This is a genomic window from Streptomyces mobaraensis (assembly GCF_020099395.1).
GTDB lineage: Bacteria > Actinomycetota > Actinomycetes > Streptomycetales > Streptomycetaceae > Streptomyces.
Genome location: NZ_CP083590.1, coordinates 6,013,110 through 6,038,209, shown reverse-complemented (window position 1 = coordinate 6,038,209; position 25,100 = coordinate 6,013,110). Strand labels below are relative to the sequence as shown.

At 72.6% G+C, this 25,100-nt stretch carries 20 protein-coding genes and 1 tRNA gene; 10 read left to right on the top strand and 11 right to left on the bottom strand.

Going from position 1 to position 25,100, the window contains the following annotated elements; translation table 11 throughout:
- Positions 1 to 142 precede the first annotated feature (142 nt).
- The gene (locus K7I03_RS26650) at positions 143 to 1,192 is read right to left on the bottom strand and encodes an LLM class F420-dependent oxidoreductase (RefSeq protein WP_185944654.1); all 1,050 of its coding nucleotides are present in this window, start codon (positions 1,190 to 1,192) and stop codon (positions 143 to 145) included.
- A 378-nt stretch (positions 1,193 to 1,570) separates the two neighbouring features.
- Between K7I03_RS26650 and K7I03_RS26645 the strand changes: the two genes are divergently transcribed.
- Positions 1,571 to 2,554: an aldo/keto reductase gene (locus K7I03_RS26645; RefSeq protein WP_185944653.1), complete on the top strand. Its 984-nt coding sequence runs from the start codon at positions 1,571 to 1,573 to the stop codon at positions 2,552 to 2,554.
- 395 nt (positions 2,555 to 2,949) lie between these two features.
- On the top strand, positions 2,950 to 5,490 hold the full coding sequence (locus tag K7I03_RS26640) for a helix-hairpin-helix domain-containing protein (protein WP_224347637.1): 2,541 nt from the start codon (positions 2,950 to 2,952) through the stop codon (positions 5,488 to 5,490).
- A gap of 743 nt (positions 5,491 to 6,233) precedes the next feature.
- Here the strand turns inward: K7I03_RS26640 and K7I03_RS26635 are convergent.
- Positions 6,234 to 7,070, bottom strand: coding sequence for a hypothetical protein (locus K7I03_RS26635; protein ID WP_185944652.1), 837 nt, complete (start codon positions 7,068 to 7,070; stop codon positions 6,234 to 6,236).
- 47 nt (positions 7,071 to 7,117) lie between these two features.
- On the opposite strand from K7I03_RS26635, the gene K7I03_RS26630 reads away from it, so the two are divergent.
- A complete protein-coding gene (locus tag K7I03_RS26630) occupies positions 7,118 to 7,306 on the top strand; it encodes a DUF5703 family protein (protein ID WP_185944651.1) in 189 nt (62 codons plus the stop codon).
- A gap of 385 nt (positions 7,307 to 7,691) precedes the next feature.
- On the opposite strand, the gene K7I03_RS34125 is transcribed toward K7I03_RS26630, so the two are convergent.
- The 3 genes from K7I03_RS34125 to K7I03_RS26615 form a co-directional block, all read right to left on the bottom strand.
- The gene (locus tag K7I03_RS34125) at positions 7,692 to 8,627 is read right to left on the bottom strand and encodes a chaplin (RefSeq protein WP_185944650.1); all 936 of its coding nucleotides are present in this window, start codon (positions 8,625 to 8,627) and stop codon (positions 7,692 to 7,694) included.
- A gap of 157 nt (positions 8,628 to 8,784) precedes the next feature.
- The gene (locus K7I03_RS26620) at positions 8,785 to 9,018 is read right to left on the bottom strand and encodes a chaplin (protein ID WP_185944649.1); all 234 of its coding nucleotides are present in this window, start codon (positions 9,016 to 9,018) and stop codon (positions 8,785 to 8,787) included.
- Positions 9,019 to 9,172: 154 nt separating this feature from the next.
- The gene (locus K7I03_RS26615; protein WP_185944648.1) at positions 9,173 to 10,489 is read right to left on the bottom strand and encodes a M20/M25/M40 family metallo-hydrolase; all 1,317 of its coding nucleotides are present in this window, start codon (positions 10,487 to 10,489) and stop codon (positions 9,173 to 9,175) included.
- A gap of 239 nt (positions 10,490 to 10,728) precedes the next feature.
- Here K7I03_RS26615 and K7I03_RS26610 point away from each other — a divergent pair.
- Positions 10,729 to 10,813, top strand: a tRNA-Leu gene (locus tag K7I03_RS26610).
- A gap of 186 nt (positions 10,814 to 10,999) precedes the next feature.
- Here K7I03_RS26610 and K7I03_RS26605 read toward each other — a convergent pair.
- Positions 11,000 to 11,500: a DUF2867 domain-containing protein gene (locus K7I03_RS26605; protein ID WP_221903360.1), complete on the bottom strand. Its 501-nt coding sequence runs from the start codon at positions 11,498 to 11,500 to the stop codon at positions 11,000 to 11,002.
- A 111-nt stretch (positions 11,501 to 11,611) separates the two neighbouring features.
- Between K7I03_RS26605 and K7I03_RS26600 the strand changes: the two genes are divergently transcribed.
- Both K7I03_RS26600 and K7I03_RS26595 read left to right on the top strand, forming a co-directional pair.
- Complete coding sequence (locus K7I03_RS26600; protein ID WP_221903359.1) at positions 11,612 to 12,562, top strand: class I SAM-dependent methyltransferase; 951 nt, start codon at positions 11,612 to 11,614, stop codon at positions 12,560 to 12,562.
- A gap of 62 nt (positions 12,563 to 12,624) precedes the next feature.
- Positions 12,625 to 13,362, top strand: a complete 738-nt coding sequence (locus K7I03_RS26595; RefSeq protein ID WP_185944647.1) for a hypothetical protein — start codon at positions 12,625 to 12,627, stop codon at positions 13,360 to 13,362.
- Between the two features lie 145 nt (positions 13,363 to 13,507).
- Here the strand turns inward: K7I03_RS26595 and K7I03_RS26590 are convergent, their stop codons facing one another.
- A complete protein-coding gene (locus tag K7I03_RS26590) occupies positions 13,508 to 13,822 on the bottom strand; it encodes a hypothetical protein (RefSeq protein ID WP_185944646.1) in 315 nt (104 codons plus the stop codon).
- Between the two features lie 206 nt (positions 13,823 to 14,028).
- Between K7I03_RS26590 and K7I03_RS26585 the strand changes: the two genes are divergently transcribed.
- Positions 14,029 to 14,532 carry a hypothetical protein gene (locus tag K7I03_RS26585; RefSeq protein WP_185944645.1) on the top strand — a complete coding sequence of 168 codons (504 nt, stop codon included), beginning with the start codon at positions 14,029 to 14,031 and terminating at the stop codon, positions 14,530 to 14,532.
- The gene (locus tag K7I03_RS26580; protein ID WP_224347226.1) at positions 14,529 to 14,849 is read left to right on the top strand and encodes an acyl carrier protein; all 321 of its coding nucleotides are present in this window, start codon (positions 14,529 to 14,531) and stop codon (positions 14,847 to 14,849) included. Before K7I03_RS26585 ends, K7I03_RS26580 begins: the two co-directional genes overlap by 4 nt.
- A 72-nt stretch (positions 14,850 to 14,921) precedes the next feature.
- Here the strand turns inward: K7I03_RS26580 and K7I03_RS26575 are convergent, their stop codons facing one another.
- Both K7I03_RS26575 and K7I03_RS26570 read right to left on the bottom strand, forming a co-directional pair.
- Positions 14,922 to 16,475, bottom strand: a complete 1,554-nt coding sequence (locus tag K7I03_RS26575) for an APC family permease (protein ID WP_185944644.1) — start codon at positions 16,473 to 16,475, stop codon at positions 14,922 to 14,924.
- Between the two features lie 61 nt (positions 16,476 to 16,536).
- Positions 16,537 to 17,553, bottom strand: a complete 1,017-nt coding sequence (locus K7I03_RS26570; protein WP_185944643.1) for a hypothetical protein — start codon at positions 17,551 to 17,553, stop codon at positions 16,537 to 16,539.
- Positions 17,554 to 17,800: 247 nt separating this feature from the next.
- Here K7I03_RS26570 and K7I03_RS26565 point away from each other — a divergent pair, with 247 nt between their 5' ends.
- Together K7I03_RS26565 and K7I03_RS26560 are read left to right on the top strand one after the other, a co-directional pair.
- Positions 17,801 to 18,682 (top strand): DMT family transporter, encoded by an 882-nt coding sequence (locus K7I03_RS26565; RefSeq protein ID WP_185944642.1) that lies wholly within the window; start codon positions 17,801 to 17,803, stop codon positions 18,680 to 18,682.
- 18 nt (positions 18,683 to 18,700) lie between these two features.
- Entirely contained in the window at positions 18,701 to 19,240 is a 540-nt protein-coding gene (locus K7I03_RS26560) for an NUDIX hydrolase (protein WP_185944641.1), read from the top strand.
- A gap of 61 nt (positions 19,241 to 19,301) precedes the next feature.
- On the opposite strand, the gene K7I03_RS26555 is transcribed toward K7I03_RS26560, so the two are convergent.
- Together K7I03_RS26555 and K7I03_RS26550 are read right to left on the bottom strand one after the other, a co-directional pair.
- Positions 19,302 to 20,315, bottom strand: coding sequence for a hypothetical protein (locus tag K7I03_RS26555; protein ID WP_185944640.1), 1,014 nt, complete (start codon positions 20,313 to 20,315; stop codon positions 19,302 to 19,304).
- A 51-nt stretch (positions 20,316 to 20,366) separates the two neighbouring features.
- Entirely contained in the window at positions 20,367 to 25,085 is a 4,719-nt protein-coding gene (locus K7I03_RS26550; protein ID WP_185944639.1) for a DUF6531 domain-containing protein, read from the bottom strand.
- Positions 25,086 to 25,100: the final 15 nt, after the last annotated feature.

Here is a 25,100-nt window from a genome sequence, read left to right as displayed (position 1 = left end):
GGCCGAACGGACGACGACGGGCGCGCGCCCCGGGCGCCCCCGGCTGCGTAACCCGGCGGGCGCGGGGGCGTTGAGCCCGGTGCCGGCCGTGGCGGGGAAGACCCCCGAGCCCCCACCACGGCCGCAGGGCCTTCCGTGGGCGTCAGGCGAGTCCGGCCCGCTCCAGCGCCTCGACGCCGGCGCGCAGCCCGGCGATCCGCTCCTCCAGCGTGAAGCCCGAGGGGTTGAGGGACAGCGTGGTGACACCGGCGTCGGCGTAGGCGCGCATCCGGTCGGAGATCCGCTCCACGGAGCCGAGCAGCGACGTCGAGTCGATGAGCTGCTGCGGAACGGCCGCGGCGGCCCCCTTCTTGTCGCCGGAGAGGTACTTCTCCTGGATCTCGGCGGCCTCCTTCTCGTAGCCCATGCGCACCGCGAGCCGGTTGTAGAAGTTCTGCTTGGCGCTGCCCATGCCACCGACGTAGAGCGCGGTGTAGGGGCGGAAGGTGTCGGCGAGGGCGGCGACGTCGTCGCCGAGGGCGAGCGGGACGGTCGGGACGAGGTCGAAGCCTTCCATGTCCTTGCCGGCCTTGGCGCGGCCCGCGCGGATCGACCCGAGCGTGGTCTCCTCGGCGAGCTCGGGGGCGAAGAAGAGGACGAGGGCGCCGTCGGCGATCTCGCCGGTCTGCTCCAGGTTCTTGGGGCCGATGGCCGCGATGTACAGCGGGATGTGCTCGCGCACCGGGTGCACGGTCAGCTTGATCGGCTTGCCGGGGCCGCCGGGCAGCGGCAGCGTCCAGTGCTCGCCCTCGTGCGTCAGGCGCTCACGGGCCATGGCCTTGCGGACGATCTCGACGTACTCGCGGGTGCGGGCGAGCGGCTTGTCGAACTTCACGCCGTACCAGCCCTCGGATACCTGCGGGCCGGAGACGCCGAGGCCGAGCCGGAACCGGCCGCCGGAGAGCGAGTCGAGGGTGGCGGCGGTCATGGCCGTCATGGCGGGGGTACGGGCGGGGATCTGGAAGATGGCCGAGCCGACGTCGATGCGCTCGGTCTGCGCGGCGACCCAGGAGAGGACGGTGGGCGCGTCGGAGCCGTACGCCTCCGCGGCCCAGCAGACCGCGTAGCCGAGCCGGTCGGCCTCCTTGGCGACCGCGAGATTGTCCGCGTCCATCCCGGCGCCCCAGTAGCCGAGGTTGATTCCGAGCCGCATCCCGCTCTCCCTACCCATCAGTAACGTCGTCGTTCCGGGGACTGTAGCGCGCGGACCCGTGGTACGTCACCGGGTGCTTCGGCGCCGGGGGCGCGGGCCGGAGGGTTGGGGCCGGAGCGCTGGGGCCGGAGCCGGGGGCCGGCCGGGCATGGGCTGGTAAGGAACCGGCTGCCGAGGACGCCGCCGGAGGCCGGACGCCGAGCCGGACGCGTGACCGGGAGCCCGAGCCGGGTCCCGAGCCCGAGCCGGACGCGTGACCGGGAGCCCGAGCCGGGTCCCGAGCCCGAGCCGGACACCAGACACCGGACCCCGGACCGGACACCCTGATCGTCCGCCGTCGGCCGGCCCGCCCCCACCCGGCCGATACGCTCACCCGTCATGGAGCAAAGGCATGTCGGCCGCACGGGCCTGCGCGTCTCCCGGCTCGGACTCGGCACGCTCACCTGGGGACGGGACACCGACGAGCAGGAGGCCGGCGAGCAGCTCAGGGTCTTCCACGAGGCGGGCGGGACGCTCGTGGACACGGCGGACGTGTACGCGGGCGGCGCCGCCGAGTACCTCCTCGGCCGGCTCCTCGACACCGTCGTCCCGCGCCGCGACCTCGTCCTGGCGACGAAGGCCGGCAGCGTCCTGGACCCCGGCCACCGCGCCGACACCTCGCGCGGCCACCTGCTGGCCGCCCTCGACGCCTCCCTCGCCCGCCTCGGCACGGACCACGTCGACCTGTGGCAACTGCACGCCTTCGACCCCGGTACGCCGCTGGAGGAGACCCTCCAGGCCGTCGACACCGCCGTCGCCAGCGGCCGCGTCCGGTACGCCGGCGTCTCGAACTTCTGCGGCTGGCAGCTCGCCAAGGCCGCGACCTGGCAGCTGGCCGCGCCGGGAACGCGCACCCGGCTGGCGAGTACGCAGATGGAGTACTCCCTGCTCCAGCGCGGCATCGAACGCGAAGTGCTGCCCGCCGCCCTGGACCTGGGCGTCGGCGTGCTGCCCTCGTCCCCGCTGGGCCGGGGCGTGCTCACCGGCAAGTACCGCCGCACGACGCCCGCCGACTCCCGGGGCGCCTCCGAACACCTCGCCCCCTTCGTCGCCCCGTACCTGGAGGAGCCGGCGCGCCGCGTCGTCGACGCCGTCGCCACCGCCGCCGACGGCCTCGCCACCACGCCCCTCCAGATCGCCCTCGCCTGGGTCCGCGACCGCCCCGGCGTCACCGCCCCGATCGTCGGCGCTCGCACGGCGCGTCAGCTCAGGGCGGCGTTGTCAGTGGAAGCCCTTACGCTTCCGGACGAGATCTGCCAAGCGCTCGACGACGTGTCGGCGCCGGTGCACCGCTACCCCGATCAGGACTGGAGCGAGCTGTGAACACGGACCGCCTCGACGGCGAGGCCGCCCCCGCGGCCACGAACGGGACGACGTCCGCGACACCGGACCCGACCGGGGCCCGGACCGACGGACCCGACGCCTCGGCGGCCGGGGGCGGGAGCGGAGACGAGGACGGGAACGGGGGGACCGTCGCGGCCGCGGCGGGGTCCGCGGGAGACGGCACGCTGACGACCGAGGGCGCGGAGCCGGGCGCGGGCGCCGAGACGGGCGCGGGCGCGCCGGAATCCCCGGAGGGCAGCGCTTCGACGGCCGAGGGCACCGAGCCCGTCGCGAGCTCGCCGGAGAGCGGGGACGGGGACGGAGACGATCCGCAGAAGGCTGCCGGCAATGCGGGCCCCGGCAGCGCGGACACCGCTGGTACGGCCCCTGCGGGTATGGAGAAGGCCGCCGCGGCCGCCTCGGGCGCTCCGGCCGAGGCACCGGTTCCGGCCCCGGGCAGGGAGGACGCCGCTCTCGTGGACGGCCTCGCCCGCCCGGTCGAGGACGAGGGCGAGGGCAGGGCCCCGGAAGCACCGGTCGCCGCCCCTCGGACGACCCCGGACGACGCGTCGGCGCCGAGCCCCGAAGACACCGTGCCGGCAGCGCGGGCCACGGCCCAGGGCGCGGCAGGGCCCGGCGCGACGCCGGGCCACGCGCCCGGCGCACGGGACGACCTACCGGCTGACGTACCGACCGGTCGGCACGCGGCCGGCACGGCGACGGACGGCGAGCCGGGCGGGGCCGGGGGGACGCAGGGCGACCGCCCGGGCTCCGGCGCGGGCCCGGACGGCGCGGCGAGCGGCGCGGCCGGCCATGACGGCAACGCCGTCGGCGACCCGGCCGCCCCCGACAGCGGCGGCGGCACCGACGGCCGGACAGCCGCCGCCCCCGCGCGCGACGCGGCGTCGTACGACCCGGCCGCCCCCGCGCGCGACGCGACGCCGGACGACCCGGCCGCCCCCGACGGCCGACGAGGCCGAGCCCCCGCCGAGGCTGCGGACCCGGCCGCCCCCGCGAACGCCACCCCCGACAGCGGCGGCGGCACGCCGCCCAAGCGGTCCGCCGTCGCGGAGGCGCTGGCCGCGGCCGTGCGGGCCGTGGAGAGCGGGGAGCGGTCCGCCGCGTCGTTCTTCACCGAGCCGGCTCGGCCGGCGGCGCGAGCGCCGCGGCGGGTGAGCCGGGCCGCCGCGCCCGCCGTCGAAGGACCGCTCGCGGAGGCGCCGTTGGACGAGGAGGTGCTCGCGGAGGTGCGGCGGGTGCTGGTCGCGGGCGGGGCGCCCGAGAGCCTGGCCGGGGCGGTCGTGACCGCGCTCGGCGAGCAGGCCGCCGAGGCGCTGCGCGAGGACCCGTGGCTGCTGCTGGGCGTCGCGGGCGTACGCCCCGAGCAGGCGGACGGCTTCGCCCGCGCGCTGCTCGGCGACGCGTGCGGACCGGGCGACGCACGGCGGGCCAGAGCCCTCGTCGGCCGGCTGCTGGAGCGTGCCGCGCTCGCCGGGCACACCGTGCTGGAGGCGTCCGCCCTGCGCGAGGAGCTCGCCCGCCGGGCCGTCCCGGATCCGGACGAGGCGCTGGGCGAGGTGATCGCGGACGGTTCGGTGCTGGTCTTCCAGGAGCCGCTGCGGGCCCCGGAGACCCCCGAGGAGGAGGCCGGCGAGGCGGAGGTGCCGGTCCGGACCCTGTTGGGCCTGGACCGGTACGCCATGGCCGAGGAGAGCCTGGCCGACGGGCTCGCCCGGCTGCTCGGCACGCTCACCGCCCGGGACCTGGACTGGGAGGGCGCCGCCGCCGCGGCCCCCTCGCCGTCGGCCGCCGAGCTGATCCGCGCCGTGGCCGCCTCCGGCCTGGTGGCGCACAGCGGCGGTGAGGCGGCGCGCGCCGAGCCCGCGGCGGTCGTCGCGGCGGCCCGCGCGCTCGGCCTCCGCGCGGTGGCGGCGGCGTTCACCGAGGACGGCCGGCGGCGCCTGGCCGCCGCCGGGGACGCCGAGGCGGTCACGGTCGCCGGCCTGCTCGCCGGCCGGGAGGGGCCGGAGCGGGACGCCGAGGGGGCGCTCGCCGTCGACCTGCTGGCGGTGCTCGACGCGCCCCGGCTGGACGTCGAGACGGCCGCCGCGCTGGTGGAGTCGCTGCCCGACGGCGCCCGGCTGGTCCTCTCCGGCGACCCCGCCGAGCTGGGGCCGGCCGGGCCCGGGCGGGTGTTCGGCGACGTCCTGGCGGCCCGCGCCTGCCCGGTCGTCGTCTCCCGCACCCCCGACCCCGGCCCCCTCGGGGAACTGCTCTCCGGCATCGGGGCGGGCGAGCTGCTGCGGGTCGACGCGCCCGGCAAGGAGGTCGTCATCGTCCCGGTGCGGGACGCGGGCGAGGCCGTGCACCGCACGGTGCAGCTCGTCGCCGACTCGGTCCCCCGCGCGATCGGCGTCCCGCCCGAGGCCACCCAGGTCGTCACGGTCGGCCACGGCGGCGCCGTCGGCACCCGTGCGCTCAACGCCGCGCTGAAGGAGCGGCTCAACCCCGGACCGGGCCGCTTCGGCGGCTTCGACCCCGGCGACCGGATCGCGTACGTCCCCGCCCCCGGCCGGATGGTCCCGGGGACCGTGGTCTCCGGCGACGCGGACGGGCTGCGGCTCGACTGCTCGGGCACCCAGGTCGTCGTCCCGCCCGGCCGGGTGGCCGACGCGGTGCGGCACGGCTGGGCCGTCACCGCCCACCAGGCGGCCGGTACCCGCTGGCCGGCCGCGGTGGTCGTCCTGCCCGGCGACGCGGGCCCCGGACTGACCCGGTCCTGGGTCTACACGGCGTTCGGCCGCGGCGAGCGCCACCTGTCCGTCGTCCACGGCGTGGGCCAGGACCTGCCGCGTGCCGTGGCGGAGGTCCCGGCAAAGGAACGGAGCACCCGGCTCCGCACGCTGCTGAAACCGCAGACGGCGCCCGCCGGGTGACCCCACGGCGGCCGGCCGCCTCGCCGGCCGCCGTCACGCGAGGGCTGACGAAGCGGCGTTCCGGTGCTTCCGGTGCGGGGTACGGGGTCCGGACCGCCCGGGCCCGGGGGCCCGAGGCGCCGGCCCGCACCCGTACGCGACCCTCGACCTGAGGCCCACCGGGAGCGGCAGGACCGCCCGAGACCCGAAACCCCGTCGCGGACCGGGAGGCGAGATACCGCCCCGGGGCCCGAGCAACCCGGCGCGGGCCCTTCCTCCCCGAAACGGCCCCGCCGCGAGCAGGCCCCACAGGCAAGGGGCCCGGCCCCAGAGGTACCAACCGGGGCCCGAGCAACCCGGCGCGGGCCCTTCCTCCCCGAAACGGTCCCGCCGCGAGCAGGCCCCACAGGCAAGGGGCCCGGCCCCAGAGGTACCGACCAGGGCCCGAGCAACCCGGTGCGCGCCCTTCCTCCCCGAAACGGCCCCGCCGCGAGCAGGCCCCACAGGCAAGGGGCCCGGCCCCAGAGGTACCAACCAGGGCCCGAGCAACCCGGTGCGCGCCCTTCCTCCCCGAAACGGCCCCGCCGCGAGCAGGGCTCACGGGCAAGGGGCCCCGACCCCACGGGAGTTACCGGACCGGCCCGGACCGGCGCGCTCCCGGCAGGCCCGCTCCGCGGCCGGGAGGGGCCGGCCGACCCCAGGGCCGACCCGGGAACCCCCGGGTCGGCCGGCCCCCGGTCCGGCGAGCCCTGCGGCCGGGCCGGTCAGCGGGGAGCGCCCGGGCCCTTCCGGCCGCCCGGCGCCCCCGCGCCGCCAGCGCCGCCCGCGCCGTCGGTCTCCGCCTCGTCGTCGAGGTCGTCGACCACTTCGATGTCGTCGTCATCGGACACGACGCCGAGCATCCCGTCGTCCTCCGCGACGCCCAGCACCACGTCGTCCAGCCCGTCGTCGTCGAGATCGTCCAGTTCCTCGTCGAACACGGCGCTGACGTCGAACCGGCAGACCACCCGCTGCGGGTCGGCCTGGTCGAAGGGGGCCGACAGCCACTCCCCCGGTTCGGCCAGGTCGTCGAGTGCGGCCACCCAGAGCGTGGAGTCGCCCTCCTCCAGGCCGAACTCCTTGTGCCGGGAGGCGATTTCGTCCGGTTCGTACTCGCCGAAGAGCACGCCGAGGGCCGCGTGCACGCTGCCGCCCACGATCCCCGCGCCGCCTCCGGGCCGGTGGGAGCCGGGCGCCAGGTCGGGGACGTCGGGGTCCAGGTCCGCGACCCGCTGGGCCTGGGCGAGCAGCCGTTGCGGCTCGGCCACCGCGTAGTCCCGGCGGATCAGCACGCTCAGCGCGCTGGGCTCGTCGGGGCCTGCGTAGGCGGGCAGCGAGTCGTCGCCCGGGATCTCGAAGGGGGTGACCTCGTCGTAGGCGTCGTACAGCAGCTCGTCGTACGCCTCGGCTGCCGCGGCCAGCTCGTTGAACGCGGCGTAGACGGCCGGGTCGTCCTCCCCCGACCGGCGTTCGACGGCGTCGAGGTGGCGGTCCAGAGCGGCTTTGACCGCCTCGGCGGCGGCCCGTACCTCGGCGGCGGTTGGCTGCGCAGCATCAGACATAGTGCAGACGCTATCCGTACCGGGGCTGTTCCCGCACAATAGATGCGATGCCGGAATACGAATTCTGTGATGTGTATGTGCCGCGAGGGGTCTCCCGAGGTGCTGCCACGCGACTGCTGACCGACCACGCCGAGTACGGACACTGGGAGTTGGACCGACTGCGCCTCTTCCCCGACGGCAGCCGAAGAGTGCGGCTGCGCCGCAGGATCATCCGCCAGGTGCGCGCCACCTGGTAGGGCCGCGCCCGGGCCGCGGAGCGGGCGCCGAAGGCGTCGTCCGGGGCCGGTGACGGGCGTCTTCCGAGCCGGGCGGCGGCGGCAGCGGCGTCGGGGCCGAACGGCGGTCCGCCGCACGGCCGGACGGCAAGAAGCCGGACGGCGACGGGCCCGGCGGAGACGACGGAGGCGCCGGACCTCAGGGGGAACGACGGAGGCGCCGGGCCCGGCGGAAACGACGGAAGCGGGCCCCGGTGTCCGGAACCCGCTCCCGCGCTTCGGTGCGTGCGCCCGCTCGGCGAAGCACCGACCGGCTCCGCCGGTTCAGGCGCGTCCGATCAGCGCCGCCTCCGGGCCGGCCTCACCGCTCAGCCCACCGGGCCACCAGGCCACCGGGTCGGCAGGGTCAGCCCTGCTGACCGGCGCGCGCCCGGCGGTAGAGGACGGCGCCGCCGAGCAGCAGGGCCGCGCTCGCGGCGCCGGCCATGCCCAGCTCACCCGCGCCGGTGTGCGCGAGCTGGTCGTCCTTCTCCTCGACCGCCGCGGCGGCCTGCTGGGCCGGACGGTGCGCGTCCTTCACCACGGCCACCGGGACGATCGGGCCCGAGGTGACCGGACCGGGGGTGACGTGGCCGGGCTTGTGCACCGAGTGCTCGGCGGGCGGGTTGTGGTGCCCGGCCGGCGGGTGCTCGTCGCACGGCTTGCCCTTGTCGTGGTCCCCGTGGTGGTTCCCGTGGTGGTCCCCGTCGTCCCCGTGCGGCTTGTCGGCCGGCGGGTGGTGGTGCGAGGGCTCGCCCGGGTGGTGCGGCCGGGTGTGGTCCGGGCCCCTCCCGTGGTCGTGGCCCCCGTTGATGCAGGCGTTGCCGAAGGTGGGGTTGGCGACACCGACCACGTCCACGGAGTTGCCGCAGGCGTTGACCGGCACGTCCACCGGCGCCTGGACGACGTTCCCGGAGGCGATGCCGGGCGAGCCGACGGCCGCGCCCTCCGCCCCGGAGCCGCCGCCGTGGTGCCCGCCGCCGTGCCCGTGACCCTGGTCGTGACCGCCGCCGTGGCCGTGGCCCTGCCCGTGGGAAGCGTGACCCCCGTGGCCCCCGTGACCCCCGTTGACACAGGTGTTTCCGGAGGCGGGGTTGAGCGCCCCGACGACGTTCACGGTGTTGCCACAGACGTTGACCGGCACGTGGACCGGCACCTGGACGGTGTTCCCGGACGCGACGCCCGGGGAGTGCGCGGCGGCGCCCTGGGCACCCGAGTCCGCGTACGCGTAGCCACCGGTCACGGCGAGCACGCTGCCCGCTGCCGCGACGGTGAGCAGGCCCTTTTTGGCGACCTGTCGCATTGCTTTGCCCCTCTGCTACTACTGCTTGCCATGCGGAACGTGCGCGGGCGTGCTGCCCGCGCACGGTGTCCGGGTCGAAAGCCCGGCGGCCCCGGGGCGCATGGCGCGCGCTCCGGAGCCGCCCGGTTCTCCATCCCTCACCCGGTGAGGGGCGACGTCACTTGTTGACGCAGACGTTGCCGTGCGTGGGGTTGAGCAGCCCGACGACGTTGACCGTGTTGCCGCACAGGTTGACCGGAACCGAGACCGGAACCTGGACCACGTTGCCCGAGACGACGCCGGGGCTGTTCACCGCGGCGCCCTGCGCCCCGCCGGCCGCCGCTGCCAGACCCGCGCCCGTGAGCACGAGACCACCGGTGGCAGCCGCGGTGGCGACGACCTTCTTGAGCATTGGATTCCTCCTTGTTGGAATGCGATCCCAGCCGCGGACCGCACACCCTGTAACGACACGGGGGGAATCGGGCTACGTAACCTTGAGCGCGTTCACTCTTTCCGGCTAAAAAAGCGCCAACTCCGCACAACCTGACGCTCTTTCAGAAAGCGTGTCAGCACTCATCCAGGAACCGGTCGAGCACGCGCGCACCGAATGTCAGACCATCGACGGGGACGCGCTCGTCCACCCCGTGGAACATCCCGGCGAAGTCCAGCTCGGGCGGCAGCTTCAGCGGGGCGAACCCGAAGCCGCGGATCCCGAGGTCGTCGAAGGACTTGGCGTCGGTGCCGCCGGAGAGCATGTACGGCACGGCGCGGGCGATCGGGTCCTCGGCCCGCAGCGCCGTCTGCATCGCCTGGACGAGGTCCCCGTCGAACCCGGTCTCCAGCGCCTTGTCCGCGTGCACGTCCTCGCGCTTGACCCGCGGCCCGAGGATCCGGTCGAGGTCGGCGAGGAACTCCTCCTCGTACCCGGGCAGGAACCGGCCGTCGACGTGCGCCGTGGCCTGTCCGGGGATGACGTTCACCTTGTAGCCGGCGCCGAGCATCGTCGGCGCGGCCGTGTTCCGCAGCGTCGCCCCGATGATCTTGGCGATGCCGCCCAGCTTGGCGAGGGTGGCCTCCATGTCCTCGGGGTCCAGGGGGGTGCCCAGCGCGTCCGACAGCTCGTCGAGGAAGGACCGCACGGTCTTGGTCACCCGTACCGGGAACTGGTGCCGCCCCAGCCGGCCGACCGCCTCGCAGAGCTCGGTGATCGCGTTGTCGGTGTTGGTCATGGAACCGTGGCCGGCGGTGCCCTCCACGGTCAGCCGCATCCAGTGCATGCCCTTCTGGGCCGTCTCGACCAGGTAGAGCCGCAGGTTCTCGTTGACGGTGAACGAGAAGCCGCCGACCTCGCTGATCGCCTCGGTGACCCCCTCGAACAGCCCGGGGTGCCTGTCCACCAGATAGCGGGCGCCGTACGTGCCGCCCGCCTCCTCGTCCGCGAGGAAGGCGAGCACCACGTCGCGCGGGGGCTTGCGCCCGGTCCGCATCCGGTCGCGGACGACCGCGAGGGTCATCGCGTCCATGTCCTTCATGTCCACCGCGCCGCGCCCCCACAGGCACCCGTCGGCGATCTCGCCCGCGAACGGATGGTGGGTCCAGTCCGCGGCGTCGGCCGGGACGACGTCCGTGTGCCCGTGGATCAGCAGCGCCGGCCGCGACGGGTCCTCCCCCTCGATCCGCGCCACGGTCGATGCCCGCCCGGGGTGCGACTCGAAGATCTGCGGCTCCAGCCCCACCTCGGCGAGCTTCTCGGCCACGTACTCGGCGGCGGCGCGCTCGCCGGGCCCGGAGTGGTCGCCGTAGTTGCTGGTGTCGATCCGGATCAGGTCGCGGCAGATGTCCACGACCTCGTTCTCGGCGCCCGTTGTCTGTTCCGCGCTCACACTGCCTCCTCGTGGTTCGCCCCCGGGAGCCCTCTCGCGCGGACCCCCGGCGTGGGCCCACCGCCATCCTCCACCCGCCGCCGCCCCAGCCCAAGGCCGCAATCCTGCCGACACACTCCCGCAAGAACCCGCTGGTCGCAGCCCCGGAACGGCCCTCCGCCCAGGTGATCGAGCACCGCTCCAAACCTGGTATTGTTTTCCATGTCGCCGCGGGGAACACCCCGAGGAAACGACACCTGGTCCGGGTGGCGGAATGGCAGACGCGCTAGCTTGAGGTGCTAGTGCCCTTTATCGGGCGTGGGGGTTCAAGTCCCCCCTCGGACACAACGAAGAACCCCAGCTCAGCTGGGGTTCTTCTGTTTTCCGGCTCTTGCGTGACCCACCGCGTGACCAGCGCCCGGCCGTCTCGCGCGACGGCCGCGGCCGTTCCCCCGCGCTCAGGCCGCGGGACGCCACCACGGTGCGGGGCACGGCCGCGGGACGGGACGCGCGGGGCGGCTCCGGGCGGTGTTACCCCGCCGCCGGGCCGGCGGCGCGCTGCCCCGCCTTGCAGGAGCGCCGCAGCAGGTAGGGCACGGCGATCTGGTGCACCGGCCGGGCCAGCCCCCACAGCAGGCCGGCTCCGCGCCCCTTGAAGTGCTGGGCGGTGGCCCACACCAGCGTCGAGTTCTCGGTGAGCACCACGTTGTAGGAGGAGAACAGGCCCGAATGCCCGTCCATGGTCAGCGCGTTCGGGGTGGAGTCCGTGATGCGCCACCCGAGGACGTGCTCGGCGGACCCGGACTTGGGCCCCATGCGCAGCCCCAGCACCTTCGTCCACCCGAAGCGCAGGAAGAACCGCAGCGCGGCCGGTGCCTCCTCGATCGCGGCCCGGGCCCACTCCTCCGGCGTCCGGGAGCGGGCGTCGCCGACCGCTATGGCGTAGGCCGAGGCGTAGTGGGGGTCGGTGAATTCCCCGGCTTTCCGGAGGGATTGCGGAACGTCGACGCGACGCGCACGGGGGACGGTCATGACGCGGACTCCTTCGGCTGACGGGCGCGGACGGCACAGCAGCGTATCGGACGGCACAGCAGAGCGAACAGAGTAACGGATCGCTCACAAACCCCCGAGGAGGAAAGGAAGTTGAAACCTCTCGGTTCCCCTGAAAGGGTCCGCTCGGGTGAGCGGAAACCGGTTATCGACAATGTCTCGGATACCGCGCGCTGGGTCGCCGAGTACCGGGCCAGGGAATCCGCCCGCCGGGACCGGCTGTTCAGCGATCCGTACGCGGCCGCGCTGGCCGGCGAGCGCGGCCGGGTGATCGCCGGGGAGGCCCGGCGGGGTTTCGGCAACGGCTGGTTCTTCATCGCCCGGATTAAGCTCATCGATCTGCTGGTCGAGGAGTGCGTGGCCGAGGGCTGCACCCGGGTGATCAACCTGGCGGCGGGCTTCGACACCCGGCCGTACCGCCTTGACCTGCCCTCTTCCCTGGAGTGGGTGGAGGCCGACCTGCCGGGGATCATCGAGGAGAAGGAGCGGGCGCTGGCCGCCGAGAAGCCGCGCTGCGTCCTCTCGCGCACCGCCGTGGACCTCACCGGCGCCGCCGCCCGCCGCGCCTTCCTGGCCTCGGCGACGGCCGGCGGCGGCCGGACGCTCGTCATCACGGAAGGGCTTCTGTTATATCTGGACGCGTCCGAGGTCCACGCCCTCTCGGCGGATCTGAAATCCTGCCGGGTGACGTGGTGGACGGCCGACGTCATCGGCCCGCTCATCCGCCGGCTTTCGGCCCGGGCGAGCCGCGAGAACAACGCGCCCGTCGTATTCGCGCCGGACGACGGAGTCGCTTTCTTGGGAACGCGCCGGCTGGACCGTGGAACGCGTCGGCACCCAGTTGTCCGCGGCGGCGAAATGGCGCCGCCTTTCCCCGCTGATGCGGCTCGTCTCCCGGCTCCCGCAGGCCGATCCGCGGCAACCGGGGAACGCCCTCTGGTCCGCCGTCGTCCGGCTGCGCGACCCGGATTCCGCGGCGCTTTCCGAACGGCGTCCGGCCTGACCTTCCGAGCGACCTCCGGCCTGAGCCGGCGTCCCGCCTGACCTTCCGGCCGGCGTCCGAGTGGCGTCCGGCCGACGTTCCGCCCGACCGACCGCCGCGGGTGGTGACCGCCGACCTCGCCTGCGCGATCGTCGACTCCGTGCAGCTGCACTCCAACCGGCGGCTGCGGCCGGCCCGGAAGACCAGCACCATGGCCGACGCCCTCTCCGACTTCCTGACCGCCGAGGCGGGTTCGGCCTGGGGCCTGCACTACTACACCGGCTCCGGCGTCGCCACGTTCATCGACGACATCGAGCGGCGGGCCGTCGGCAACGGCAACCCGATCGTGCGCGGTCCGAGCGAGCACAGCCTGGCCTGTTCGGCGCTGGCCCGCTGGACGCTGGTCGGCGCGCCGTTCGCGATCGTGGCGACGAGCGGCATGCACGAGGAGTTCCGCGGCACGCTCGCCAACCACATCTCCGTCGGCACCCGCGGCTTCATCGTCTGCTGCGACTCCAAGCTGGACGCCTGGCACCCCTTCCAGGGCACCATGCACCTCACCGAGGACAGCCGTCCCTCGCTGCTCGCCCGTGGTTTCCCGGTGGTGCACATTCCGCGCTCCGCGGGCATCGCCCGCGGCCTCGCGGAGGCGTTCGAGGCGTACGCGGCCGGCAAGGGCCCGGTCGTGATCATCGCGCCGCGCGACGTCCTCCAGACGACGCTCCCCGACGACCAGCGGCCCGAGATCCCCCGGACCGCGCCGCGCCCGGCCGTCGAGGCGGTCCGCTCCCCGAGGTCGACCGGCTGGTCACCCTGCTCAACACCGAGCGCCGCCGACTGCTGTGCCAGGTCGGCCCGTTGAGCGGCCCGGCCCTGGAGCTGATGTACGAGCTGGCGCGGGAGGCGGGCATCGGCCTCGCCGACTCGGTGGCGCGGCCCGGCACCGTCAACCGCTACCGGGACGGCCGGACCGTCGACGAGTACATCGGCACGCTGAGCAGGTACGGCTACTCGCCGCGCGTCTTCGAGTACCTGTACAAGGACGGCGCGCTGCGGCCGGGCGGCGAGCAGGCGGTGACGTTCGTCAGCACCCCCATACCGCAGATCGACACCCCGTTCTCGGAGATCTCGCTGCGGCAGCTCGCCCCCGTCCAGATCGTCGAACGGGAGGTGGACCGGACGCCGTTCACCGGCCTGGGCGTGGTCGCCGACATCGAGGGCGTGCTGCGCACCCTGCGCGAGCGGCTGGACGTCGACCCGGAGGTGCTGGAGTTCCGCCGCGCGGCCATCGCCTCGTCCCGCGACTCCGACGGCGACGTCATCGGCCTGCTCCCGGTGCTGCCCATGACCACCAACCACTTCTTCCGTCGGCTGCGCGGCGTCCTCGACGGGCTGATCCGCGAGCAGGACTACCGCTGTCGGCGTCTACGACATCGGCCGGGCCGGCCTGTCGGCGGTCAACAGCCTGCCGCGCACCAGCAAGTCGTTCTCCGGCTGGTACGGGCGCGGGCTGACGGGCGACGGGCTGATGGCGCTGCCGGGCATCGCGACCCGCCGGGACGAGAACGTCATCTCGTTCACCGGCGACGGCACGGCCGCGATGGTGCCGGACATCGTGCCGACGCTGGTCCAGCAGATCGCCGTGGACCACTCGGCGTTCCGGCGCAACCTGACGATCTTCCGGTTCGTCAACGGCAGCCACTCCGTGATCCGCACCTGCCGGGAGAGCGTCGACCCGGGCGCGGTCGACGGCCAGTGCGGCGTGCTGACGTTCACGCCGGAGGACTACGACCGCCGGTACGGCTCGCTGCTGGTGCGGCACCGCCGGGTGACCCGGTTCGAGGACGTGCCGTTCGCGGAGCAGCTCCAGGAGCCGGAGACGGTGAACCTGTACTCGGTGCTGCTGGGCCACAACAACGAGGGCGACGGCCTGAGCCGGTTCTCGTCGCTCGGCTGGCAGCGCGACGAGCTGTCGCCGAAGGCCCTGGCGGTGGCCGGGGTGCCGCTGCCCGAGCGCCCGGCGAAGCCGTGACCGACACCCGTACCCCTACCCGTACCCGTACAGACGAGGAGGCGGCCATGGACCGGGCCGAGATCGAGGAGCGGGTGATCAACCTGCTCGCGGAAGCCGTGGTGGTGCCGAGGGAGGACGTCGAGGACCTCCGCACCGATCTGCGCGAGGACCTCGGGGTCGACTCGATGGACTACGTCGAGCTGATCACCGTCCTGGAGCGGGACCTCGGGCAGCAGGTGGAGCGCGAGGAACTGGCGTACGTCCGCACGGTGGGCGACGTGGTGGACCTGGTGGAGCGGCTGGTCTCCCGGCGGGACGCGGCGGCCGCGGGCTGAACCGGCCGGGGGTGGCGCGGGCTCGGACACCCGCGCCCCCCACGGGCCCAGGCCCGCGCCGCCCCCACGGGCTCAGGCCCGCCCCGCCGCCTCGCTCGCGGCGGCCTTCTCCAGCTGGAACGCCTCGTTCCCGAGTCCGATGCGCGCGTGCACCTCCGGCCGTACGGACTTCAGCACCGCCCCCAGCACCAGCCCGGCGACCAGCGCCACCAGCACGATGCCCGGAAGCAGCCAGCGCAGCGGCGAGTCGGGCCCGGAGCCCACCAGCGCGTCGAAGTCCCGGACGGTGATCACGGCGATCACGGTCAGGGCCAGGCCGGCGACGCCCGAGGCGACGAGCCGCCACGCCTGGGCGCGGGCGGCGCCGCGCCGTACGAAGAAGACGATCACGCCGGCGGACGCGGCGATCATCAGCACGGTGACGCCGAGCGCGCAGACGTTGCCCAGCCAGTTGGACAGCCGCAGGACGGGTGCCGTCGGGTCGCCGGTCGGCTTGTCGTCGGTGGCGGCGAAGACGATGACGACGAGCAGCGCCACGGTGCTCTGCAGCAGCGAGCCGTGGGCGGGCGCGCCGCTGGTGCGGGAGGTGCGGCCGACGGCGGCGGGCAGCAGCCCCTCGCGGCCCATGGCGAAGGCGTACCGGGCGACGACGTTGTGGAAGCTGAGCATCGCGGCGAACATGCCGGTCACGTAGAAGAGGTGCATGACGTCGGTGAACCCGGAGCCGAGCCGGTCCTCGGTGAGCCCGAAGAGGAGGTTGGGGCCCTCGGCGAGGGAGAGTTCGTGGATCTTCGACGGCCCGGCGGCGACGGTCAGCGCCCAGGCGCTGATCGCGAAGAAGACGGCGATGAACCCGACGGCGAGGTAGGTGACCCGGGCGACGACGACCTGGGGACGGCTGGTCTCCTCCGAGTAGACGGCGGCCTGTTCGAAGCCGACGAAGGAGGCGATGGTGCCGCAGAAGGCGGTGCCGAGCCCGGCGCCGGAGAGCGTGTCGGGGTGGAAGGCGCGCAGCGAGACGCCCTCGGGGCCGGGCGAGCCGAGGCCGGCGACGTCGAAGACGAGGACCATCACGACCTCGATCAGCAGCAGGACGCCGAGCACCTTCACGTTCAGGTCGATCTTCAGCCAGCCGAGGACGCCGACGACCACGACGGCGATCAGGGCGGGTATCCACCAGGCGACGGTCATGTCCAGGTGCCGCTGGAGCAGGTTGGACAGTTCGAAGCCGAAGAGGCCGTAGATGCAGCACTGCATGGCGCTGTACGAGACCAGGGCCACGATGGACGACCCGGCGCCGGCCGTGCCGCCGAGGCCGCGGGCGATGTACGCGGTGAAGGCGCCCGCGTTGTGCACATGGCGGCTCATCTCGGCGTAGCCGAAGCTGAAGAGCAGCAGGATCAGCCCGAGGATGACGTACAGCAGGGGCGAGCCGACGACGCCCAGCACGCCGAAGGTGACGGGCATGCCGCCGGTGGTCACCATCAGCGGCGCGCTGGCGGCGACGACGGACATCAGGAGGCCGGCCAGGCCGATGCGGTCGGCGCGGAGGCTCCTCTCCTGTCCCTTGAAGGTGCTGATCTCGCCGGGTGTCGCCTTGCCGGGTGTCGTCCTGCCGGTTGGCATGCGGGGGCCGTCCTCACTGGGGTGGGTGTGCGGGGGATGTGCGGGGGATGTCCTGCGTTGTTCACCGGGAGCCGAGGGCAGCGCGCCGGGCGGCGCGGTAGGCGGCCTTGGGGTCCCGGTCGGGGTAGGCCCAGGGCTCCCGGGTGACGTGCGGGCCGATCCGGATGAGCAGCGCCGCGGCCTCGGCCAGCCGGCCCTCGTGGAGCTTGGCGTGGGCGAGGAAGTTCAGGTCGACCTTGTGCCGGGGGTGCGGTGGGGCGGCGGGTGTCCATGGGGCTCGCGGGCTCCCGCCCGTCCCGCCGGCCTCGGGCGCGTCGTCCGTGTCGTTGACGTCCCACTCCAGCCACCAGTCGAAGGCCGTCTTGAGCACCTGGCGGGCCCGGCGGCCGGCCCAGTGCCCGGAGGCGCCCGGGTCGCGCGGCAGGGTGCCGGCGCGGGCCAGGGCGCGGAAGCGCTCGGCGTGGGCGACGACGGGGAGCAGGGCCAGCGGCGAGTCGGCGGGGGCCTGTTCGGCGGCCCAGGCGGCGAAGTCGTAGACCTCGTGCAGCGGGTCGTCGTGGTCGGCCTTGTGCCCGGCCAGGCAGGCGGCCATCAGGTGGTGGGCGTGGTGGTGCTCGGGGTGCCGGGCGCGTACCTGGCCGAAGCAGCGGGCGGGCTCGTCGTCGGTGACCCCGGCCTGTGCCAGGAGAAGCAGGCCCAGCCAGGGGGTGGGGTCGTGGGGCGCCATCCGGGCGGCGGCCCGGCACAGGCTGCGGGCGCTCTCGGCGTCGCTCTTACGGCGTACGGCGCGGTGGACGGCGGCGCAGGCGAGCAGGGCGGCGGCGTCGGCGCTGTCGGGCTCGGCGAGCAGCCACTCGCGTCCCCAGGCGGTGCTGGTGGGCACGGCGGCGAGGGTGGTGAGGCGGTGGCCGCGCAGGTCCCAGTCATCGCCGGTCTCCGCGAGGAGCCGGCGGGCCTCGCCCCACCGCCCCCGGGCCAGCTCGTCACGGACGGTGACCAGCTCGGTGTCGTCGAGTGCGGAGTCGAAGGTCGGCCCGCCCCCCAGCCGAGAGCGGCCCAAGGGGGGTGGAGGGGTCATCGTCGGGCGTCCTCCGCGGCGTGCGTCCCTGCGGGGGCCCGGACCCGGGTGCCCGCTGACCGGCATTCTTGATCACGCACAGCAAAGCGTTAGTCACAGCTTCCCGTCAAGGGCGATACGGTCCCGTCCGCTCCGGTCTGGATGAACGTCCGAAAGCGGGGTACTCGGACGGCGTACCGTCCGTGCGGCGACTATCGTCTACCGGGTCAATTCGCTGATGACCGGCAGGTCTTGAGGTGCGCGACGTATGGTCTTCGCCTTCGCCCTGAGCGCGGCTTTCTGCCTCGGTGTCGGGTTCGTCCTCCAGCAGAACGCGGCACAGCGGGCCCCCATGAGCGATTTCCTCTCCTTCCGGCTGCTGCTGGACCTGGTCCGGATGCCGCGCTGGCTGGCGGGGATCGGCCTGATGGTGTGCGGCATGGCGCTCGGCGCGGTGGCGCTGGGCGGCGGCGAGGTGTCGCTGGTCGAACCGCTGCTCGCGACGAACCTGCTGTTCGCCATGGCCCTCTCCCGCTGGCAGACCAAGCAGCCGCTCGGCTGGACGGGCTGGGGCGGCCTGTGGCTGCTGGCCGGCGGCGTCACCGCCTTCATCGTCGCGGGCCGCCCGCACGGCGGCGAGTCGGTGTCCGACCCGCTCCGGCACTGGCTGATCGTCGGCCTGGTGGTCGGCGGCGCCCTGGTCCTGGCGGCCGTCTCCAAGCGCCTCCGGATGAGCGCCGAGGCCGCGACCCTCGCCATCGCCGCCGGCCTGCTGTACGGCCTCCAGGACGCCCTCACCCGGGTCAGCGGCCAGCGCTTCCGCGACGGCGGCTGGGCGTCCCTGGTGATCAGCTGGCAGCCGTACGTGGTGCTGGCCCTGGGCGTCACCGGCCTGGTCCTGGTCCAGAGCGCCTTCGAGACCGCTCCCCTGCGGATGTCCCTGCCGGCCCTGACGGCGGCCCAGCCCCTGGCGGGCATCGCCTGCGGCGTCGGCTTCCTGGGCGACCAGCTGCGCACCACGCCGGCGGCGCTCGCCTGGCAGGCGGCCGGCATGGCCGCGATCGTCGTCGGCATCGTCCTGATCGGCCGCCACCCGGCGATGCCACCGGGGACGACGGCACCGGAGCTCCGGGACCTCCAGTCGCACTGAGGCCGCTTGAATGTCTCCATGACCGACCGAACCGATCACCCTCAGCCCCTGTCGGCGGACGAGATCCTGGACGTGGTGGACGAACAGGACCGGGTCGTGGGCCAGGCCCCGCGGGCGGATATCTACGCCCGCCGCCTCCTCCACCGCTGCACGTTCATCCAGGTGCGCGACGCGGCCGGCCGCCTCTTCGTCCACCGCCGCACCGCGCAGAAGCTGATCTTCCCCTCGCACTACGACCTGTTAGTCGGCGGCGTCGTGGGCACGGGCGAGACGTACGACGCGGCGGCCCTGAGGGAAGCGGAAGAGGAACTGGGCGTACACGGCCTCCCCGCCCCCACCCCCCTCTTCCGCTTCCTGTACCGGTCGGAGGAGTACGGGGGCTGGTGGTCGGCCGTCTACGAGGTCCGCTGCGACCTGCCGGTCCGCCCCCAGGCGGAGGAGGTGGCCTGGCACGGCTTCCTGCCGGAGGACGAGGTCGCGCGCCGCCTGCCGGAGTGGCGGTGGGTCCCGGACGGCCTGGAGGCGTGGCGGAGGCTGCGGGAGTGGCGGGGGCGGTGAGGGTGCGAGGTCGGCGGCCCGGCCGAGCCGTGGATGCGGGCAGGGTTCCGACCACCGCGCATCATTGAAACTCGACGTGATGGGGGTGCGTCGGATCGGCCGGGCAGGTGAACACGTACATCCACCCACTACCGACGGCAACCTGCGTCGGGGCGTTCGCTTCCGCGGCTTCGATCATGTCCTGGTCCTCCAGCGGGACCCATGTCGGTGCCCCGCCGTCCCACTCGTGCTCGGCCACCGTGAGCAACGGGCGCATAGGGGTGCCGCACGAGCAGACGACCGGCACTGGACCGGTGAGATGCCAGGAAGCGAAGCCGCCGACCTTCCAACCCGGCGCGACGGAAAGGTCGTGTTGGTAGGTGAGCGGGAAATCCTGCCCGCGCTCCTCGGCCTCCGCTTCCTGCCGCTCGTTCCAGGCGACAACACGTTCCATCAGGCCCGGAGGCAAGAGCTCCACATACTCATGCTCGAGCACCTGTTCAGGGTCGAGAACGCAGGGCGCCGGAACGCAATCATCCAAGCCAACGACCGCCGGCTCCGGCATTACCGTGAGGGGATTCCTCACTTCGCCCGACCGTCGCCACTTCAGCGTCACGTCAATGGCTTGCTCAGGCCCATGCGCCTCAAATGGACACCAGAAGACCTGAAGCAAATCACACCCATCAGGGCCGGTCAGATCCGGTACATCACGAACGAATAGTTGAGCCAGGGCGAGCAGCGGGATCGGGTCGTCATCTGCCAACTCCGCCAGGCACACGGGAGTTTCGAGCCGGTCGAGCAGCGTCAGCTCCTCTTCGGACGGGCCCCGCTGAGGATCACGCCGCCACGCGTCATCGAGTACCTGCCGCCACCGCCGCACATCGACCGGCCGACGCCCTCGGTTCTTCTCATGGCCGACAGCGCACACGGGCCAGGGTTCGTCGGCGGGCCACAGGAAGGGGCCACCCACCGAGCTTTCGCTCGGCCCTGGCAACCCTGGACGCGGGTGCAGCCGCGTGCTCGTGCGACGGTGCTCGGAGAGCTCAGGAAAGAGGGCTTCGACATCGATCGGCCGCTCGGGAGTGGTGCGTGTCATGGCTACTTCCTGTGTCCGGTTCGAATCGATGTTATCGAACTGATCTGGCAGCTAGGCGCGCGGGGTTCGCACTCCGGCGGCCGGATTGTCCAAGCTGTGCACGAAATTGAAGCCTCGATTCCCAAATGCTACGTATTCGATTTTGATAGGGATCGGATTATTCCCCTCGTAGCGCGGCCTGATCGAGTACTGCACGATTTCACCCTTGCGCACCGCCTCATAGATCTTCTTCTCGACTTCAAGCCGTTGCCGGGGGGTGTTGGTCGGGTTCTGGGTCTGCGTGATGAGGTTGTGATATGCGAGAGGCCCTTTTCCATGGCCGCCCAAGAGATTGGCGAGGAGGTGTCCACGGGCCTCGTTGAACAGTTTGCCGTTACCGCGCCAACCGGGCGGCCAGAGGTCGCCGGCCGGGGATCCCTTGCGCAACATCTCACGGCGCAGACACCCATGCACGCCGGTAGGACGGCCCAGGTGATCCAGGCGCTCGTACCGGATACTGCCCTCCCAGTCGTACTGGTCCTGTCGGCAGGAACTCGGGGCGAGACCGAGAGGATCGGCCCACACCCATGGATTGACCACATACGTCGAAGGGTTCGGCGCCGGGGCCAGCCCCAGTGGGTCGGGGGTCGTGTAACGGGCCGTGTCAGGGTCGTAGTGGCGGAAGAAGTTGTAGTGCAGGCCGGTTTCGGGGTCGGCGTACTGGCCGGGGAAGCGCAGCGGGGTATAGGCGACGGCGTCGGTGTTCCAGGCGGTCACGCCCCAACAGGTGGAACGGGCTTGCCACGCCTTCTCGCCCGTCTCGGAGACGAGTTCGGTGGGTGTGCCGACGAGGTCGGTGACGATGGCGAAGAAGCGGGAGTCGACCTCGTCGGCACCCAGCGGCTTGCGCTCGTACTGGGAGACCGGGTGATAACCGTCGTACTCCCAGGTGAGGATCGTTCCGGTAACGGAATCCGACTGCTCCGCCAACCGGGTCTCGTCCCAGGTGAAACGGACGGTTTCCAAGACCGCGTGGCCATCCGCCGCAAGACGGTGCTTGGCCGTGCGCCGGCCCAACGGGTCGTAGGAGTAACGCCATTGTGTGCCGTCGGGCGTGGTGCAGGATACGAGGCGGTCCTCGGCGTCGTATGTGTACCGCCAGATCTCCGGTTTGCGCGACAACCTGATACGGCGACGCTGGACGACGCGACCGGCGTCGTCGTACTCGTAGCGGATGGAACCGGCCGAGAGGAGACGCGTGCCGTCATATGTGCGGGCGCCTCGGGCGTCGGCACGGCCGCCTGCCACCGGCCAGTCCGCCGAGACCTGGTTGCCTGTGGCGTCGTAGGCATACGTCTCGGCCCAGTCAGCGGCTGTGATGGTGAGCGGCCGGCCGACCGGGTCGAGGGAGATGCGTTTCTCTTGGCGTCCGCCGCCTGGCGTTCGACGGATGAGGGAAATTGGGTGATCGTCGGGCCGGTAGGCGTATTCCTCTGTACGAAGAATCGTTCCCACGGCCGTGAGATTGTGCGTGACGGGCCGGTTCAGGGCGTCCCAGGCCGTGGTCAGGGTGGTCGCTGCCTTTGGTGCGCCCCAGGACCGGGAGACCTCACGGCCGAGGTCGTCGAACGCGAAGGAAAGGGCGTGCCCGTCGGTCGTGAGCGACACACGATCGCCCGCCGCGTCGTACCTCGCGTGACTGACCGCTCCGGTCGGGGTGGTACGGACGGTGCGGCGGCCAAGTCGGTCGTAGGCGTAGCGACTGGTACGGCCGTCCACGGTCTCCGCCACGAGTCTGCCGAAAGCGTCCCACTCCATGGTGAGCGTGGACGTCGGTGAGACGGCGCCGACCAGTTGCCCGTGGGAACCGTAGGTGTAGCGCGTGACATCCCCGTCGGCGTCACGGGTCAGCATGCGGCCCATGGCGTCCCAGGTGTAGGTGGTCGTCTGCCCCAGCGGGTTGGTGCGGGAGGCGAGGCGGCCCGCGGGGTCGTAGGTGTAATGGGTCCGGCGGTTGTCGAAGTCGGTCTCGGCTGTCAGGCGACCCGCTCGGTCATAGGTGTAGTCCCAGCTCTGCCCACAAGGGTTGATCACCTGAACCAGTCGGAGCTCCGTATCGTACTTGAGCTCGTACCGGGCACCGTCCGGCGTGACGCGCGCGGTCGGCTTGTCGAAGGGGCCGTACTCGGTGCTCGTAGTGCCGCCGTGGGGGTGCGTCTGAGCGCGGCAGTTGCCTTCCCCGTCCCAGTCCCAGGTTTCCCTGCTGCCATCCGGTGCAACGCGGACCAGGAGCTGGTCCCCGACCCCCCACTCGAAGCGCTCGATGTTGCCGGCGGCATCCTGGATACGGACGGGGCGCCCTTGGTGATCGCGCTCCACACGGGTGACCGCGGAGCGGGCATCGGTGATTTCGATGGGTAGTCCCACGCCATCGGAGCGGATCCGCGTGACGGCGCCAAGGGCATCCGTGAGGGTGGACACCGCCCCGGTACGGTCGTGGGTAAAGCGTGTGACGGCCCCGTCGGGAGACTCGACACCGGTGCAGTTGCCCAGTTCGTCATAGGTCTGCCGCCACGTGGAGCCACTTGCGTCCGTGATCTCCACGGGCAGGTTGAGCTCGTTGTACCGGGCGGTCGCCCCGGTTCCGTCGGGCAAACGGACGGCGGTGAGGTTGCCCGCCTCGTCCCAGGTGAGCTCAGTGGAGTGACCCAGGGGATCGGTGTGGGTCAGCAGACGGTCGTAGCGGTCCCACGTCTGGAGCGTCGTGTGTCCCAGCGGATCCGTTTCGGCGACGACCTGGAGCCGGTTGTTCAGCCTGAGGGTGGTGACAGCTCCGGTGGAGTCGGTGTAGCGGGTTATTCGATGCCCGGTCTCCTCGTCCATGGCGTACTCGAAGGTGGAGGAGAGGAACCCGTCGGGCCCGACCGTGCGCACGATCCGACCCAGCGCGTCGTAAACGTAGCGGAAGGTGTGGTTGTTGCGGTCGGTCCAGGACGTGATTCGGCCCTCGGCGTCGTAAGTGAACCGCATCGACGAACCGGACGAGTTGGTGACGGCGCTCAGATCGCCTCGCTCGTCATAAGCGTAGGTAAGGAGCGCGGCATGTCCTTGAGCAGTGGGCAGGGAAAGGGTGGTGACGCGTGAGTTCTCGGCAGTGAGCCGTACGGAATAGCCGCCGGTGTGTGAGACGGAGGTGGGAGTGCCGTCAGGGCACCGGGCGAAAGTGACAGTGTTGCCGTTGCGGTCACCGATCTCGTCCAGCCAGAGGGAAGTAGACGCGTGGTAGGGGCTGCCCGTGAAGGTGCGGGTGATACCGGTGGACGGGTCCGTGATCAGATAGGTGGTCCACCCGTTGTGTTCTCCGCCGTGAGCCAGCGGGAGGCGAGGACCTTCAAGCGGGAGCACGGGCTCGTCATCGGGGCGCGGCAGCCGGGGGTAGACCAGCAGCGATCCGTCGTCACGGGCCCAGACGGCGCCACCGCCGACCGGGTCGGGCTCGATGCGCTCGTCCAGGGTGGAGGCCCAGCTCCGGCCGAACCACTGGCCGTAGCGGTATTCCGACAGGTGCGTACGTCGCAGGACGAGCGGGAGTACACCGGGGAGGGACAGGTCCGTTTCGGGGAGCAGCATCTCGCCCGTGGCGACGTCGACAGGATCGTTTTTGCACACCGTCTTCTCGAGCGGGATTCCGTTGCGTCGCGGGTCCTCCTTAGCATTCCGCAGCGAGGCCGGCTTGACGTGCGGCGAGGAACCGCCCGGTTTGTCCGCGCCGGAGTTCCCGGTGACACCCTTGTTCTTGACCTGCCGGAACTTGTCGCGCTCGTGATGGTCCTGCCGCTGGTGGGCGCGTCCGGCCTGGGTGAGGCTCTTGCCGACGTCGTCCAAATGCTTGTGCAGCTTGCCGTGAGCATCACCGAGTGACTTCACCGCCTTGTCGACGACCTGCTCGATGGCTCTGGCAAGGGAGCCTCGCCCTCTTGTCTTGTTGAAGTGGTGGCGGCCCGCGCGGAGGTGGCTACCGCCCTTTTCGTTCAGGTGGCGGGAATGGTCGTGCACGGCCCCCGTGAAGGTCGCGTGCTCGTGCTCGTCAAAGACGAGGTCCCCGGATCCTCCTCCGGTGCTGTCGAGGACCAGGCCTCCGCCACCGGCACTCGCGAGGGTCAGGCCCTGTTTGCCCGCCTGGACGGTCTGCTTGAGATCGACGCCGTCCTGGGCCCCCAGGCCGTCGGAGACGACCTGGACGACCAAATCCGTAGCCATGGCATCGAGAGAATTGAAGACCGGGCCGGTGGCTATGGAAAGGACTTCCTGAGCCGCCGCTCGGGCGGCCTCCTTGAACAGTCGCTTGACGACGGTGCGCGTAACGGCGACGCCGCTCAAGGCACCCAGTTCCGAGAACCCCAAGGTGATAGGGGCAGCCGCCTGAGCTGCCGCCACCTCGGACGCCAGGATGCCCAGTTGCACGATGGCCGCGCTCTTGGCGCCCGCCACGACCACGGCCGCGCCATCCAGGCCACCGGCCAGCAGCCTGCCTGCCTCGGCGAGATTGTGCAGGTGCTTGCCGTTGAGCTTGTTGACATGCGCCTCGACGGCGTCCGTCATCTGGCCGCGGTTGGTGGAGAGGAGGCGATTGAGGGCGACGTTCGAATCGCCGCGGCCGCTGTCCACCTCCTCGGCGAAGGAACGCAATGACTTCGCCATCTCGCGGTAGTCGTCCTCGTCCACGTTCGGCCAACTCACGCCGATCAGGTCCAAGACCTTGGCAAGTTTGCCCGGAAGGACGACTCCCATTGTGATGTACCCCTT

Excerpts from the sequence above, each read along its gene's own strand:
- K7I03_RS26575 (WP_185944644.1), bottom strand. The coding sequence starts at position 16,475 with ATGCCAACCGGCAGGACGACACCCGGCAAGGCGACACCCGGCGAGATC.
- K7I03_RS26555 (WP_185944640.1), bottom strand. The coding sequence starts at position 20,315 with ATGACACGCACCACTCCCGAGCGGCCGATCGATGTCGAAGCCCTCTTT.
- K7I03_RS26565 (WP_185944642.1), top strand. The coding sequence starts at position 17,801 with ATGGTCTTCGCCTTCGCCCTGAGCGCGGCTTTCTGCCTCGGTGTCGGG.
- K7I03_RS26550 (WP_185944639.1), bottom strand. The coding sequence starts at position 25,085 with ATGGGAGTCGTCCTTCCGGGCAAACTTGCCAAGGTCTTGGACCTGATC.
- K7I03_RS26640 (WP_224347637.1), top strand. The coding sequence starts at position 2,950 with ATGGAGAAGGCCGCCGCGGCCGCCTCGGGCGCTCCGGCCGAGGCACCG.
- K7I03_RS26585 (WP_185944645.1), top strand. The coding sequence starts at position 14,029 with ATGGCGCTGCCGGGCATCGCGACCCGCCGGGACGAGAACGTCATCTCG.
- K7I03_RS26645 (WP_185944653.1), top strand. The coding sequence starts at position 1,571 with ATGGAGCAAAGGCATGTCGGCCGCACGGGCCTGCGCGTCTCCCGGCTC.
- K7I03_RS26630 (WP_185944651.1), top strand. The coding sequence starts at position 7,118 with ATGCCGGAATACGAATTCTGTGATGTGTATGTGCCGCGAGGGGTCTCC.
- K7I03_RS26570 (WP_185944643.1), bottom strand. The coding sequence starts at position 17,553 with ATGACCCCTCCACCCCCCTTGGGCCGCTCTCGGCTGGGGGGCGGGCCG.
- K7I03_RS26560 (WP_185944641.1), top strand. The coding sequence starts at position 18,701 with ATGACCGACCGAACCGATCACCCTCAGCCCCTGTCGGCGGACGAGATC.
- K7I03_RS26620 (WP_185944649.1), bottom strand. The coding sequence starts at position 9,018 with ATGCTCAAGAAGGTCGTCGCCACCGCGGCTGCCACCGGTGGTCTCGTG.
- K7I03_RS26650 (WP_185944654.1), bottom strand. The coding sequence starts at position 1,192 with ATGCGGCTCGGAATCAACCTCGGCTACTGGGGCGCCGGGATGGACGCG.
- K7I03_RS34125 (WP_185944650.1), bottom strand. The coding sequence starts at position 8,627 with ATGCGACAGGTCGCCAAAAAGGGCCTGCTCACCGTCGCGGCAGCGGGC.
- K7I03_RS26590 (WP_185944646.1), bottom strand. The coding sequence starts at position 13,822 with ATGACGTCGCCGTCGGAGTCGCGGGACGAGGCGATGGCCGCGCGGCGG.
- K7I03_RS26635 (WP_185944652.1), bottom strand. The coding sequence starts at position 7,070 with ATGTCTGATGCTGCGCAGCCAACCGCCGCCGAGGTACGGGCCGCCGCC.
- K7I03_RS26605 (WP_221903360.1), bottom strand. The coding sequence starts at position 11,500 with ATGACCGTCCCCCGTGCGCGTCGCGTCGACGTTCCGCAATCCCTCCGG.